The organism is Emticicia sp., from assembly GCF_049241225.1.
GTDB lineage: Bacteria > Bacteroidota > Bacteroidia > Cytophagales > Spirosomataceae > Emticicia.
Genome location: NZ_JBMLRC010000103.1, coordinates 20037 through 35269 on the forward strand (window position 1 = coordinate 20037; position 15233 = coordinate 35269).

Genomic DNA, 15233 nt, shown 5'->3' on the forward strand with positions numbered 1-15233 from the left:
TTCAGATTGATTTGTATTTTGAGTTTAATAATCTTTTCATTTCTAAACTTTCACTACCAAAATTTAGGAGTAAGCCAACCTCTAAGTTATATGCTTCTAAATAGTTGATAGCTTGGGCAAAGTGTACATTTTCAAGTTTAATGATTGCTTTTAGTTCAACACTTATGTGTTCTTCCACTAAAAAATCAACTCTTCTTGTACCAACGTGTTCGTTTTTATAAATAATTGGCATTTCAAACTCTCGATGATACAAAATGCCCGTTCTCTTGAATTCTACTTCTAAAGCTCTTTGGTAAATAACTTCTTGAAAGCCATTACCTAAAACTTTATGAACCTCTAATGCACAACCTATGATTTTTCCAGTTAAAGCTGAATATTTGTACTTTTCATCAATCATGACTTTGATTTAGCAGATTTGAAAAATTGCACTGATTCCTTCAATTAATTTTGGCGATTTATATAAATCATTTTCATAAAAATCAGTAAATCTGTTAAATCAAAGTTTAAGACAAATTTACAAATAATACTCCCATTCGGTAATTTCCTCTGGTAAATATTCGATTAGTCCTTGAGGTGTTTTACCTACTGCCACTCTTCCCGAACGAACGAATTCGATAATTCCGTGAGGTTTGATATATTTGAAAAATTCAAAAATTTCAGTCTCTGTACCTGTCTTTTCGATTACAACGTAGTCGAGTCCCCAATAAACTACCCACGCCTTATAAACCTTATTGATGGTTTCTACATCAACAGATTTGCCATTGAGTGGAGTAGAAATCTTGAAAAGAGCGATTTCGTTATAAACAATGTCTTCGTTGAGATAGCCAAACACAGCTAAAACTTCGATGATTTTACGAATCTGGCGTACGAGTTTTTCTACTTCTTCACGCTTTTCGTGTTTGATGACGATGGTGAAACGAGAAATACCCTTACGCTCAGTTTCCGAAACCGTCAAAGATTCGATGTTGATTCTGCGACGGGTAAATATGATTGTGATTTTGTTGAGTAATCCGATGCTATTTTCGGTGAATACGCAAATAGTGTATGTTGTCATGCCCCCAGCCCCTAAAGGGGTGTAAAAAATTTAAAATATAAAAAATCACCATATCCCCCTTTAGGGGTTAGGGGTGTGTTTTATTCAAGTCGAATCTCGCTTACGCTCGTTCCTGCAGGAACCATTGGGAATACGTTTTCTTCTTTTTCTACGATAACTTCGAGCAGGTATGCCTTCTTAGAATCGAGCATTTTATCCAATGAATCGCTAAGATTTTCTCTTTCCGAACAAGTATGTCCGTCAATTCCGAAACCACGAGCAATTGTAATAAAATCTGGGTTTTGAAGCTCTACGAACGAGTAGCGATTATCAAAAAATAATTGTTGCCACTGACGCACCATTCCTAAGAAATTATTATTCAAGATAATCATCTTCACGGCCAAGCCACTTTGGGCAATTGTGCCGAGTTCTTGAATGGTCATTTGGAAACAGCCATCACCGATGATTCCGACTACTTCACGGTCTGGAGCTCCGACTTTCGCACCAAACGATGCTGGGATTGCAAAACCCATAGTTCCGAGTCCGCCAGAAGCAATGTATGAGTTTGGTTTACGGAATTGGTAATATCGTGCCGTCACCATTTGGTGCTGACCAACGTCAACCACGATGCAAGCCTCACCATTAGTTTTATCCGAAAGTAAAGCTACCACTTCTGCCATTTTGATTTTCCCTTCTTGGTTTAAATCACGGAGCGTCACTTTTTCGTATTCTTTTACATCAAGTTTACGGAATTCGTTTTTCCAGCCCGTAAAATCTCCTTTTTTCACCAAAGGCATGAGCATTTTCAAGGCTTCTTTGGCATCTCCAATTACTGGAGCTTCTGCTTTTTTGATTTTATCAACTTCCGAAGGGTCAATTTCTATATGAACAATGCGAGCTTGTGGAGCAAATTTGGTAGAATCTCCCGTCACACGGTCGTCGAAACGCATACCAACTGCAATCAAAACATCGCACTCGTCGGTCATTACGTTTGGAGCGTACATTCCGTGCATACCCAACCAACCCATGTAATTTGGGTGATTATTTGGCATTGCCGAAAGTCCAAGCAATGTACTTGCACAAGGGATATCAGTTTTTTCTATAAAATCGAGCAATTCTTGAACAGCATCTGCTATTAAGACCCCGTGCCCGAACAAAATATAAGGGCGTTTGGCTTTATTGATAAGCTCAGCAGCCTTTTCTATCTGGTCTTGTTTTGGCACCACACGAGGGTTGTAACTTACCATTTTCTCTACTTTTTTATAGACAAATGGTTTTGTCATTTTTGCCGCTTGGGCATCACGAGCAAAATCAATTACTACTGGGCCCGGTTTTCCTGACTTAGCAATAAAGAAAGCCTTTGCCATGATTTCTGGCACTTCGTTGGGGTCAGTAATCTGATAATTCCATTTACAAACTGGCGTGGTAACACCAATCATATCGGTTTCTTGGAAAGCATCAGTTCCTAATAAATTTGATTTTACTTGACCGACAATACAAACTAATGGGGTACAGTCAATGATTGCATCAGCAATTGGTGTGATGAGGTTTGTGCCTCCTGGGCCAGAGGTTACCAAACAAACACCTGTGCGTCCACTCACACGAGCGTAGCCCTGTGCCGCATGACCCGCACCTTGTTCGTGGCGAACCAAAGTATGTTTTATTCGATCAATATAATCATAAAGGGCATCGTAAGTAGGCATAATTGCCCCACCTGGATAACCAAAAATATTATCTACATTTTCGGCTAACAAACACTCCATCATGGCCTGTGCTCCCGAAAGAAAAGTTTGACCTTCTTTCTCTTGGGCTGGAGTTGAGAGTGTTTCTTGCTTCAATTCGATTTCTAATAAATTTCCCATATCGTCTGAGATATTTTAGGATGAAGTTTTTAGTTGGTTTTTGCTGTACTCCGTATTTTTTATAAGTCTGTCACGCAACCTTCGCTGGCAGAACTTACTGTTTTGATGTATTTGCGAAGCACGCCTCGTGTGTGTTCTGATGGAATTTGTTTCCAAGCAGCTCTACGTTCGGCCAATTCTTCGTCTGAAACGTGCAAAATCAATTTATTATCAACGGCATCAATCGTGATTTTATCGCCATCTTTTACTAAAGCTATTGTTCCACCTTCAAATGCTTCTGGCGTGACGTGTCCAACTACGAAACCGTGCGTACCACCTGAGAAACGTCCGTCGGTAATCATCGCTACACTGTTTCCTAGACCTGCACCCATTACGGCCGATGTTGGTTTAAGCATTTCTGGCATTCCTGGGCCACCTTTAGGGCCTTCATTTCTAATTACGATTACATGACCCGCCTTGATTTCGCCTTTTTCTAAGTATTCGATTACTTCTTCTTCACGTTCGCAAACTTTAGCAATTCCCTCAAATCTTTCTCCCTCTTTTCCTGTGATTTTTGCAACCGCACCACCTTCGGCAAGATTTCCGTAAAGAACTTGTAAGTGCCCCGTTGGTTTAATTGGAGACTCGATTGGTTGAATAATTTTTTGTGATTCAAAATCTAAATCTGGTACGTCCTCTAAGTTTTCGGCAATTGTTTTGCCTGTAATGGTCAAACAATCACCGTGAATGAAGCCTTTTTTGAGTAAATATTTCATCAAAGCAGGTACACCACCGATTTCGAGCATATCTTCCATGTAATATTTTCCCGATGGTTTCAAATCGGCAATTAATGGCGTACGGTCTGAAATATCTTGAATATCTTTTAGGGTAAAATCTACACCTGCGGCACTTGCAATGGCTAGGTAGTGAAGAACTGCATTCGTTGAGCCTCCCATAACCATTACCATCGTCATGGCGTTTTCAAATGCCTTACGAGTCATGATGTCGCGTGGACAAATATTTTTCTCCAGCATATTTTTCATGGCAGCACCGATTGCCAAACACTCGGCTTTTTTGCCTTCGTGCGTGGCTGGGTAGCTTGATGAATTTGGTAAAGTTAAGCCCATCGCTTCCATTGAAGACGCCATTGTGTTAGCGGTGTACATACCACCGCAAGCACCCGCACCTGGGATTGCATTTTTAATTACTCCTTCGTAGTCTTCGTCAGAAATTGTACCAGCAAATTTTTGGCCTAAAGCTTCAAACGCCGAAACGATGTCGAGTTTTTTACCTTTATATTGTCCAGTACGAATTGTTCCACCGTAAACCAACATGGCTGGGCGATTCAATCTGGCAATGGCTATCATAGCCCCAGGCATATTTTTATCACAACCAACTACGGCAATTACGCCATCGTACCATTGAGCAGCAACAATATCTTCAATCGAATCGGCGATAATATCACGGCTTGGTAATGAATAACTCATACCGTTATTGCCGTTTGTCATGCCATCCGAAACTCCGATTGTATGAAAAATCAAGCCTACCATTCCGTTTTCTTGGATGCCCTTTTTCACGTGAACAGATAAGCCGTTGAGGTGCATATTACAGGTATTTCCTTCATAACCAGTACTTGCAATACCGATTTGGGCTTTTTGCATATCTTCTTCTGTCAGACCAACTCCATAAAGCATGGCTTTGGCAGCAGGGTTATGAACTTCTTGGGTAAGGGTGCGGCTGAATTTATTTAATTCCATATTGCTAATTTTTAAATTTCTAATTCTTAATCTACAATATTTGAATTATAGATTAGGGATTGATGATTAAAGATTGTTGAGGTGAATGTTTTTTTTACAGTTCAAAAATCTTCATTCTGAAATCCTTCATCTTCAATATTTGAATTATAGATTAGGGATTGATGAGGTGAATATTTTTTTATTTATTATTCATATTTTGCTGAGCTGTCGTAATACTTCGAGTAAAAATTGAAATTAGCTCGTTGTTTTCGCTCATCACTGCTTCGAGTATTTTTGTATCATCGAAAATATTCTTTCTGCTGATTATCTTTAGATTTACGAATGTTTCTCGTAATTCCTTTAGGCAAACTTTCATCTTGTGAATAAAATCAGCCCGTGATTCACCCGCTTGAGCTTCGCCGTAATTTAATGCAGGTGCTGTACTTGACCTTATCAATTGTCCTGCTAAATGATTTCCTAATCGGGTACTTGGTAAGTTTTCGCCAATATCTGTGGCTTTAACTGCAAAGTCGATTAGTCTATTTTCTAAATCACTTGCCTTCATAACCTTTTTGAATAGTTATAAATACTCATTTGATAATGAAAAAGCCTTCTTCACTCGGTGTGAAGAAGGCTTTAGTTGTTCATAGCAAACCCTTCTCCACTCTTTTCAATCGAGCAGAATAATAATTGGGATGACAAGAACAGGGTTATTTTTCATTATAAAATATTCTCTTACTGCGAATATTCGCTATATGCGAACAGTTTCTATGACAAAGAAATTTACTTTCGTTTATATTTCCAAACTTTTTTTTTAAAATTTAGTTAAACTCCATTTTTTGTACTGATTTTTATAAAAAAGTAGCAAAAAAAAAATGATTAATCTGCTTCTTTTTGATTAATATTGAACTCTAATTATTGCACATTTCGACCTCATGAAAATTTATAAAACCATACAAGGGTTCGTTATCGAACACAAAGGGCAATATTATATCTCTCGACACACTGATTGGGATTTATTCATTAATCGTGAAGATTTATTTTTTGAGCTGCAGCGAGAAATCCAGCTTTTGCCAGCCGCCGCCGAATATAAATCTTTGATAGATAATGGCTTACAAGCTCCGATTCAGTCGCAAGAAGTTTGGGCATCGGGCGTGACGTATCTGCGTAGCCGTAATGCCCGCATGGAAGAATCGAAAGGGGCAGGGGGAGATAATTTTTATGATAGAGTTTACGATGCCGAACGCCCAGAGTTATTTTTTAAATCGGCACCACAACGTGTGGTAGGGTCGGGGCAAGCCGTAAGAATCAGAAAAGACTCAAAATGGAATGTGCCAGAGCCAGAACTTACGCTATTTATTAATTCGAAGGGTCAGATTTCGGGTTATACAATTGGTAATGATATGAGCTCAAGAGATATTGAGGGCGAAAACCCTCTTTATTTACCGCAAGCCAAGTCTTATGATAAAAGTGCTGCCATTGGGCCATGTATTGCTATTTTTGACAGCCCAATTGATAGCGATTCAAAAATTACGCTTGAGATTTCTCGGTACGATATTCCGCTTTTTACAGATTCTATCGAAATCAATCGTATGAAACGTAAACATACTGATTTGGTAGAATACTTATTCCGTGAAATGTCGTTTCCACAAGGTTGTTTTTTAATGACAGGCACAGGAATTGTTCCAAACGATGATTTTACGCTTGAAGTTGGCGATGTCGTGACAATTAGTATAGAAGGCATCGGAACATTAGTTAATACCGTTGAAATGAAATAACTTTAGTATTCATTCTCTTTTTTCAAACTCATTATTTACCCTTAAATGCAACTTACAGGAAGAAACATTATTGGTTTTGAAACTTTTTCGGAAGGAACAGTAGCCATTCAAGCCATTAATCCAGCCAATGGCGAAACCCTCGCTCCATTATTTTATAAAGCAACAATTGAGGAACTAGACCTTGCTGCCGAAAAAGCAGAAAAGGCTTTTCAGATTTATAGAAAGCAGTCGGGAAAACAAAAAGCTGAATTTCTTGAAAAAATAGCCGAAGAAATAGAAAACTTAGGCGATGCACTCATTGAAAGATACGTAGCCGAATCTGGGCTCCCACAAGGCCGAGCGATGGGCGAGCGTGGCCGAACAACTGGCCAGCTACGTTTATTTGCTCAATTATTAAGAGAGGGCTCGTGGGTAAATGCCCGCATTGATACTGCTTTACCTGACCGCCAACCATTGCCACGCCCCGATATTCGTTCGGTTGAGCGTCCGCTTGGTGTGGTGGGTGTTTTTGGGGCAAGTAATTTTCCTTTGGCCTTTTCGGTAGCGGGTGGCGATACCGCTTCGGCATTGGCGGCTGGTTGTCCAGTTATTTTTAAAGCCCATCCAGCTCATTTAGGCACCTCCGAACTCGTTGGAAAGGCCATTCAAAAAGCTGCCGAAGCAACCAATATGCCCGATGGAGTTTTCTCATTATTATTCGATGATGGTCACGAAATAGGTTTGGCATTAGTTAAACACCCGAGTGTTAAAGCTATTGGTTTCACAGGTTCGTATAAAGGAGGAAAAGCTCTTTATGATGCCGCCGCTGCTCGCCCAGAGCCGATTCCAGTTTATGCCGAAATGGGAAGTGTGAATCCAGTTTTTGTTCTTCCTCGTATTCTTGAATCTAATGCTGCGACGCTGGCACAGAACTTTGTGGGTTCGGTTACCTTGGGAGTAGGGCAGTTTTGCACGAATCCTGGGATGCTTTTATTGCAAAAAAATGAAGCATTTATCTCTGCTCTCGAACAACACACCAGCACCAGTACAGGTGGCGTTATGCTCACTACGGGCATACGTGATGCGTATGTGAAAGGCATTGAAAATACTAAAAATTATACGAAAATAATAGGAGTAGGAAAAGCACCCGAAGGTTTTACTGCCGTTGAGCCTATCATTTTCCATACTTCGATTGAAGATTTTACGCAAAATCCTCATTTGTCCGAAGAGATTTTTGGACCAACGAGTTTGGTTGTTGAAGCCAATTCAAAAGATGAATTGTTGGCAGCCGCTCAAAGTTTGACTGGGCATCTAACGGCAACTGTTCACGGAACACCTGAAGATTTGGCTGAATATGCCGATTTGATTGAGATTTTGGAGCAGAAAGTTGGTCGAATTTTGATTAATGGCTTCCCGACGGGCGTTGAGGTTTCGCACGCAATGGTACACGGAGGGCCTTTCCCTGCCACAACTGATTCGAGAAGCACTTCGGTTGGAACGATGGCCATTACTCGTTTTACTCGACCAGTTTGTTATCAAAATTTTCCCGATAGTCTTTTAATTGATGAATTAAAAGCCGATAACCCGCTCAATATCTGGCGATTAGTTGACGGAGAACTTAAAAAGTAGCATAAATAAAAAATCCCGAATCGAAAGATTCGGGATTTTTTATTTATCAGATTGAGCTGGGCTTATTTCTGATTTGCTTTTCTAACTAACTCGTAGAACTTAGCCGAATTAGAAGAAATACAATCACCAGCACTATTGAGGTTATACTGGTTATTTGATGTATCTGTGATTTCGTAAAGACTTGTTTCTTCTACGTACTTAACCGACTTAAACATACAAGGGGCAATCTTAGCATTGAATTTATTAATGATTCCATACTTATTATTGCCTTTAGATACTACAGCCATTCCGTTTTTGAATGGATTGATTTCGGTGTATTCAAACGTAATCTGAACTTTGCCTTTTTTATCAATAAAACCGTACTTGTTATTATCATATTTGACTCCAATGAGGCCTTCTGAAGAGAATAAAAGTTCGTTGTAAGATGGTGCTAAAACTTCTTTTCCCGTAAAGTCAAGTAAGCCCCACTTATCGCCTTTCAACATTGCTAAATTAGTTTTATCAAATTTACGAATGTTTTTGTATGCCTCAGTTGTAAATCTTTTCAATGTATTTTTATCAACCAAATTATAGCCTTCGTCAACACCACCTTTTTCGAGTGGGGTTTCTGTGCGGATTACAATCAGAGTACTTGCCAAGATAGTATCAGTAACCATGTAGCGAATTCCTTCTGGAGCGGACGGATTTACACGGTCGATTACGACACGGCCAAAACGGTCATAAACCATATCAACTACGCAGTTGCCAACTGGTTTGCTGCAATTAGCTGCTTTTTCTGAAACTACGGCTAAACCTGTTAGATTGAAAGGTTGTACCTCATCATATACCGGTGGAATAACTTCGCTTCCATCAAAATTGATGTATCCACATTTTATTGTTGCTTTCTCGCCTATTGTTTTACAAGCAGCAGCTAACCCAAATCTATTAAATTCACCGATTGAAGAGTAAGTTTCGCTCAATTTACGTTCGTTAAGTTCAATGATGCGTAAACCAGAGGCATCTTTTGCTACTACTGAAGCAGCAGTTGGAGAAACCGAAGGGTCAATAACTACGGTTTTAATATAATCATAAGAAGGTTTGATACGAGTATTACCTTCTGAGTCAATTAAGCCGACTTTTTTGTTTTGTTCAACTAAAATCCAACGATTGGCTTCCGAAAGGCTAATTCTATCGAATACAACATCAGTAATTACAGAGCCGTCGATTTTTATTAAACCATACTGTTTGCCATTTCTTACCTTAAAGATATTTCCAACAAACACTTCGATTTCGTCGAATCCTGCCGAGATTGGTTTCTTGATAACATCATAGTTATTATCAATCAAAGCAAATTTATTACTCTTGAATTTGGCTAAACTAATACCGTAACGGATTGCCTTGGCATCAACGATGTCAGTTAAAACTTCGCTCTCGATACCTTCGGCTGTGATGAAATGCCAGAAGAATTTCTTAACTAAAGCTTTACCATCATTGAATGGCTCGGCGTAATCGTATTGTGCTGGAATTACTTCTTCTCCACAAAGATTTAAGAAACCAAATACCATATCTTTTTTGATACGAGCGTATCCTTGATGATAATTGTCAATCAAACCATAGCGAGGGTTTCCTTTCAAAGATTCTAAAGCAAAACCAGTAATTGCTTTTCCTTCGTCATCTTTAGTTAAGATAAAAGAACCTTTATCTTTTTCAGCAAAACACTGACCACTTTGACTAATCGAATAGGTTTTATTCAATTGGCTAGCTTGTTCTAATTTAGAAACATTGTCAATCGTAATTTTATTGACAATCTCTAATTCTCTTTTGTAAGCATTCTCAATTTGTGAGAGATAGTTTGGGAATTGCTCGTGAGTAAGAAAATCTTGCTTTACAAGTAAGCTATCTAATTCTTTAGGTAGCGTTTTTTTCTTGTTATCCTCAAACTGAGACATGTTACTTTTGGCGTAACTCACAATAGATTTTCGAGCTACTGCACCCGATACATATTGCTGTTGGGCATTAGCAAACCCTCCGGTTGAATCTTTAGGAGAGACAGAAACGGCCTGTACTACTTGACCTTGTGCCACCGAGCTATAACCAAAGCCAATAATCAAAAACAGAATAGAGTAGAATTTCTTCATTGTGGTTGGTTTTACAAAATATTTTAGGCAATACTTATGTTTTTTCTTCAATCAATTATTCGCAAATAATAAGCAATTAACATAAAAAAACACAAAATATTAAAAAATATTTTGTTTAATTGGCTCACTCTTTAGCGTTATAACCGTTAGAAGAAAATACGGTTTTATAAATAGTTAAGATATATTACACAAAAGTAACCATTCTTTAATAAGTTTTATCAAAAAAGACAAACTAAATTAAACTAAAAAAGTCGCAAAGATGAATTTATCTCTGCGACTTCTAAGTGCTGTAAAAGCAATTATTTTTTAGGAGCTGCTGCTGGGGCAGGAGTTGCCGCTGCTGCTGTTTTAGCAGGAGGCGTTACGCCTAATTTCTTGAATACTAAGTCAGAAATATTATCTGCATCTGGAGCTACCAAAAGAATTGGTGTTGTTCCAGGGCCAGCATCAGTATTGAAAACGTAAGTGTAACCGTTTTCTTTAGCAACTTCTTTCACAGTTTTGTCGATTTTCTCTAAAACTGGAGCTAATAACTGTTGTTGTTTTTGTTGCAAAGCTGTTTCAGAATTTTGTTGAAATTCTTGGATTGCTGTTTGGCCTGACTGCAATTCTTTTTCACGGTCAGCTTTGATTACGGCTGACATCGTTGCACCATTTTTTTGGTAATCTTCGTATTTTGCTTGAAACGCTGCAATTTTATCTTGCAAAAGCTTATCGTATTGAGCTTTTTCAGTTTTCAATTTATTTTCAATGTCTTTTGCATCAGGGATGTTGTTTAGGATATAGTCAACGTTGGTATATCCAATTTTTGTAGTTTGGGCATTTGCCATACCAACAAACATTAGAGCCGTGATAATTGCGGCGAAAAATTTTGTCTTCATTTGTTTATACTTATTTTTTTGGTTTGGTTACTTGGTTATTTTGATTTTTATCTTCTTTCAACGAAATCCCTAAAGCCTCCATCACATAATCGGTATAATCATGGCGTGGGTCGGTGTAAATCATACTCATATCCGATGCTTTATCAAAAATGAACATCAACTGTTTTTGTCGAGCTACTTTCTCACAAGCTTTATAAATATCATCAAGAATCGACTTCATTATTTCTTTCTTCTTCACAAACAATAAACCGTTCATTCCAAAGACTTTATTGTTGAGTTCTTTTACTTCTGCCTCTTTATCGTCAATGGCTTTTTGGCGTTCTCGTTTCATTTCGGGCGTTAGCAAAATTTCCTCTTGTTGGAATTGCTGACGCATTTTTTCTAACTCTGCATACTTCGCCTGAATGTCAATAACCCATTTTTCAGAGTACTTGTCCATATCCTCTTGGGCTTTCTTGTACTCGGGCATCTTGCTTGTAATAAACTCAGAATCAACGTATCCGAACTTTTGAGCAAAGCTTTGTGCCGAAACAAGGACCAAAAATAGTAAAAATATTGTCTTTTTCATTCAAAAATAATTTTCAATGCGTGAATTATTGAATGTTTTTTATTTAATGGCCAATTAGGGCAATCGCAGCGGCGAACCTTCTTTGTTATTTTCGATTGTGACCTAACTAACGTACAAAATATACAAAATTATTACACCATTAACAGATATTTAACATTTGTTGCTGGTTTCTAACGAATCTGCTGGCCAATACTGAAGGTAAATGCTTTTAAACCACGATTCGTAATGCCAGGGATTGGGTCGAAACCTTGTCCGAAGTCAAGACCAATCAAGCCAAAGGCTGGCATGAAGATTCTGGCACCAATACCTGCCGTACGGCGGAGTTTGAACGGATTAAAGTCTTTATAACTTCCCCAGCTATTTCCTGCTTCAGCAAAAGCCAAAACGAATATGGTTGCTTGTGGGTTGAGTGATACAGGATAACGCAACTCGGACGCATATTTGCTATAAACGATACCACCTAAACGACTGAGTGTTACGCTTCCATCGCTGGTGCGTAATTTTTCGGCTTCATCATAAGATAGCTCTCTAACAACTCCTTCGTCGTAGCCTCTCAAACCAATAAGGTCAGCTCCAACATTCATGGCGTTTTGCATACCCATACCTGCACCACCTAAGATAAATCTTCCGAACGGACTAAAATCAGCATTTTGGCTATACTTACCCAAGAAACCCATGTTTGCTTTTGCGTGGAAAACGAGTTTTCCAACGACAGGAACGTACCAATCACCATCAAACATCCATTTGTGGCCTTCAATCCATTTGAATTTATCAGTTACTGGAGTTTCTCTGAATAATGAATAAGGTGGGTTAAAGGTTGCATTTAATGTAAATTGCGAACCCGAACGAGTAAATTGTGGGTTATCTAAGCTATATCTTGATAGTACGAAAGCCACCGAAAGGTCGTTGGCAACTCCTTTCTGAAAACCTGGAATAAAGAAACTATTATCAACGTTGTATCTTTGATATGAAAGCGATGCGTTGAAACTGAAATTTCTATCAGGCCAGTTTAGGCGTTTACCGTAGGTAATTGACCCACCAGTATTTTTAAAGAAACCAGTATTGAAACCACCAAGTCCACCAGTAAAGAGAGCGGCATTGGCTCCGTACTGACGCTCTAAAGCTCTTTGATAGCCTCGGTTATCGGATGATGTATGGAAGATGCTAATTCCGAAAGAGTTTGGTTTTTTTCCACCTAACCATGGTTCGGTAAATGAAAGCGAATAAGTTTGATAGAAACGACCACTGGCTTGAAGTCTGAGTGCTAAACGTTGGCCGTCGCCTGCTGGCAATGGTTTCCATTTCTTAAAATTATTGATATTTCTAGCCGAGAAATTGTTGAAAACAACCCCGAAAGTACCAACAAAGCCTTGAAGTCCGCCCCAACCACCCGAAAGCTCAATATTATCGCTTGGTTTTTCTTCTACATTATATTCAATATCAACAGTACCATCGGCTTGTGGAATTGGCTTGGGTTCGATTTTTTGTGGGTCGAAGTAACCAAGTCTTGAAAGTGTCTGTTGCGTTTCAATAAGGTCAGTTTTACTGAATTTTTGACCTGGACGAGTTAAAAGCTCACGCATCACAACGTGGTCGCTGGTTTTTGTGTTTCCGTTTAAGATAATGCGGTTGATGGTTGCTTGCTTCCCTTCACGGATACGCATTTCGATGTCGATAGAGTCGCCTTCAACGGCCACTTCAACTGGCTCGCACTGGAAAAATAGATAGCCATCATCCATGTAGGCCGAACTAACGTCACCCTGTGGAATACCGTTGATTTTTTTATTCAGCTCTTCCGGATTATAAACATCTCCTTTCTTAATACCAAGAATTGTCTCTAAATCTTTGGTTTTACGCAGGTAGTTTCCTGTCCAAGTGATATTTCGATAATAGAAACGATTTCCTTCGTTGATGTTGAGTACTAATCTAATGTTATTTCCATTGGTCGAAATAACCGAATCGGAAGTTACCTGTGCATCACGGAATCCTTTTTTATTGTAGTATTCAACGATTTTTTCTTTGTCTTCTTCAAATTTCTTTGGAATGAATTTAGATGGCGTAAAAATACGAAGTGGGGCTTTGATTTTTGTGCCTTTTAGTTTCGATAAAACCTTGTAATCTGGCATTTGTGTTACACCCACCAACTGAATATCATCAATTTTTACTTTACTTTTCTTATCAATCGTTACGATTAAAGCGGCATTATTAGCTCTGATTGTGTCAGAAATTTGTTTTATCTGAACACTCGTATTCAAGAATCCTTTTTCGATATAAACTCGCTTGATTGTTAATTGGATATTCTTAATCAAGGCATCGGTTATAACTTTTCCTTTGTTGGCTTTAACCTTCTCCGAAACTGCATCAATTTCCCCTTTTCTGATTCCTTTAAAGACAAATTTATTGAGACGAGGACGCTCACGGAGGTGGATATCCAACTCAACTTTATCTAATTCAACTTTTGTGATATTGATGGAAACGTCCTCGATGATACCTTGCTCCATCAAACGACGAATAGCCGTGCTGATACGCTCGCCCGGGATACTGATTTTATCGTTGATATTCAGGCCAGAAACCGAAATGAGGGTGTTGGGGTCTAAGAATTTTACGCCACTGACCGTGATTTTTGAAATCGTGTATTCTTGTGGTCGTTCATAGCTTACTATTGCATCTTTTGGTTGGTCGTATTTTCGACCAAGACCCAAAGGAAACTGTGCTATGGCATTAGTGGTAACAAGCAGTAAAACAAGAAAAGAAAGTAACTTTTGGATACGCATAATATAATAAGATATCAGAAAAATCTATTTGAGGAATGCTTCGATTGTATAATAAGATAAAAAAGCTCAATTCTTTTACTTCAATTGTTCACTGGTTTTGCCGAAACGTCTTTCACGGTGTTGATAAGAAGCAATGGCTTCAAACAGGTGATTTTTACGGAATTCAGGCCAAAATAAATCGTCAATAAAATATAACTCAGCATAAGCCAATTGCCAAAGGAGGTAATTGCTGATTCGATGGTCTCCTCCTGTGCGAATCATTAAATCAACATCTGGTGCGTCTTCGGTGGCGAGATATTGTGAAAAGAGACTTTCCGAAATATCATCAACAGCGAGTTGGCCAGTTTTTATCTTTTCAGCTATTTGTTTAGTTGCCTGAACAATCTCCCATTTTCCACTATAACTCAATGCTAAGATGAGTGTTAAGCCAGTGTTGTTTTTTGTTAAGTCAACGGCATCAAGCATTTTTTTTCGAGCAGATGCTGGCAGGCTATCAAGGTTGCCTATGGTCTTAACTCTAACATTGTTTTTATGCAATTCGGGTACTTCTTCTGCAATTGTTTTTACGAGTAATTGCATGATTCCATCAACTTCTAACTTAGGACGATTCCAATTTTCGGTAGAAAACGTGTAGAGTGTAAGGTATTTTATGCCCAGTTCAACACAACCTTCGACAGTATCACGCACTGATTTAACTCCGTGATGATGCCCGAATATTCGCATTGCACCTTGCTGCTTTGCCCAACGCCCATTACCATCCATAATAACGGCTATATGAGAAGGTAAATTGCCTAAATCAATGTTTTCTTTCACTGGTAAATCAATTAACATTAACAAATTATCAATACTCTATTTGACTAATCGTGCAAAAAGGACTGCAAAGGTAGAAAAAAAGAA

Annotated in this window: 12 protein-coding genes; 2 read left to right on the forward strand and 10 right to left on the reverse strand. The window is 38.6% G+C overall.

Annotation, left to right across the window (positions count from 1 at the left end; genetic code table 11):
• Position 1: 1 nt before the first annotated feature.
• The 5 genes from ACOVO2_RS06390 to ACOVO2_RS06410 form a co-directional block, all read right to left on the reverse strand.
• The gene (locus tag ACOVO2_RS06390) at positions 2-397 is read right to left on the reverse strand and encodes a GxxExxY protein (protein WP_350268373.1); all 396 of its coding nucleotides are present in this window, start codon (positions 395-397) and stop codon (positions 2-4) included.
• A 117-nt stretch (positions 398-514) separates the two neighbouring features.
• On the reverse strand, positions 515-1054 hold the full coding sequence (ilvN, locus tag ACOVO2_RS06395) for an acetolactate synthase small subunit (RefSeq protein WP_421769169.1): 540 nt from the start codon (positions 1052-1054) through the stop codon (positions 515-517).
• Positions 1055-1134: 80 nt separating this feature from the next.
• A complete protein-coding gene (gene ilvB, locus ACOVO2_RS06400) occupies positions 1135-2895 on the reverse strand; it encodes a biosynthetic-type acetolactate synthase large subunit (protein WP_421769170.1) in 1761 nt (586 codons plus the stop codon).
• Between the two features lie 59 nt (positions 2896-2954).
• Complete coding sequence (gene ilvD, locus ACOVO2_RS06405) at positions 2955-4631, reverse strand: dihydroxy-acid dehydratase (protein WP_421769171.1); 1677 nt, start codon at positions 4629-4631, stop codon at positions 2955-2957.
• A gap of 178 nt (positions 4632-4809) precedes the next feature.
• Positions 4810-5175 (reverse strand): four helix bundle protein, encoded by a 366-nt coding sequence (locus tag ACOVO2_RS06410; RefSeq protein WP_421769172.1) that lies wholly within the window; start codon positions 5173-5175, stop codon positions 4810-4812.
• A gap of 370 nt (positions 5176-5545) precedes the next feature.
• On the opposite strand from ACOVO2_RS06410, the gene ACOVO2_RS06415 reads away from it, so the two are divergent.
• A complete protein-coding gene (locus ACOVO2_RS06415; protein ID WP_421769173.1) occupies positions 5546-6388 on the forward strand; it encodes a fumarylacetoacetate hydrolase family protein in 843 nt (280 codons plus the stop codon).
• A gap of 45 nt (positions 6389-6433) precedes the next feature.
• Positions 6434-7996 (forward strand): aldehyde dehydrogenase (NADP(+)), encoded by a 1563-nt coding sequence (locus tag ACOVO2_RS06420; RefSeq protein ID WP_421769174.1) that lies wholly within the window; start codon positions 6434-6436, stop codon positions 7994-7996.
• A gap of 62 nt (positions 7997-8058) precedes the next feature.
• Here ACOVO2_RS06420 and ACOVO2_RS06425 read toward each other — a convergent pair whose 3' ends face one another.
• From ACOVO2_RS06425 to ACOVO2_RS06445, 5 genes are all read right to left on the reverse strand, one after another.
• Complete coding sequence (locus ACOVO2_RS06425; protein WP_421769175.1) at positions 8059-10113, reverse strand: WG repeat-containing protein; 2055 nt, start codon at positions 10111-10113, stop codon at positions 8059-8061.
• Between the two features lie 299 nt (positions 10114-10412).
• Positions 10413-10994 carry an OmpH family outer membrane protein gene (locus ACOVO2_RS06430; protein ID WP_421769176.1) on the reverse strand — a complete coding sequence of 194 codons (582 nt, stop codon included), beginning with the start codon at positions 10992-10994 and terminating at the stop codon, positions 10413-10415.
• 10 nt (positions 10995-11004) lie between these two features.
• Positions 11005-11562: an OmpH family outer membrane protein gene (locus ACOVO2_RS06435; protein ID WP_421769177.1), complete on the reverse strand. Its 558-nt coding sequence runs from the start codon at positions 11560-11562 to the stop codon at positions 11005-11007.
• 170 nt (positions 11563-11732) lie between these two features.
• Positions 11733-14336: an outer membrane protein assembly factor BamA gene (gene bamA / locus ACOVO2_RS06440; protein WP_421769178.1), complete on the reverse strand. Its 2604-nt coding sequence runs from the start codon at positions 14334-14336 to the stop codon at positions 11733-11735.
• A gap of 75 nt (positions 14337-14411) precedes the next feature.
• Positions 14412-15149, reverse strand: coding sequence for an isoprenyl transferase (locus ACOVO2_RS06445; RefSeq protein WP_421769179.1), 738 nt, complete (start codon positions 15147-15149; stop codon positions 14412-14414).
• Positions 15150-15233: the final 84 nt, after the last annotated feature.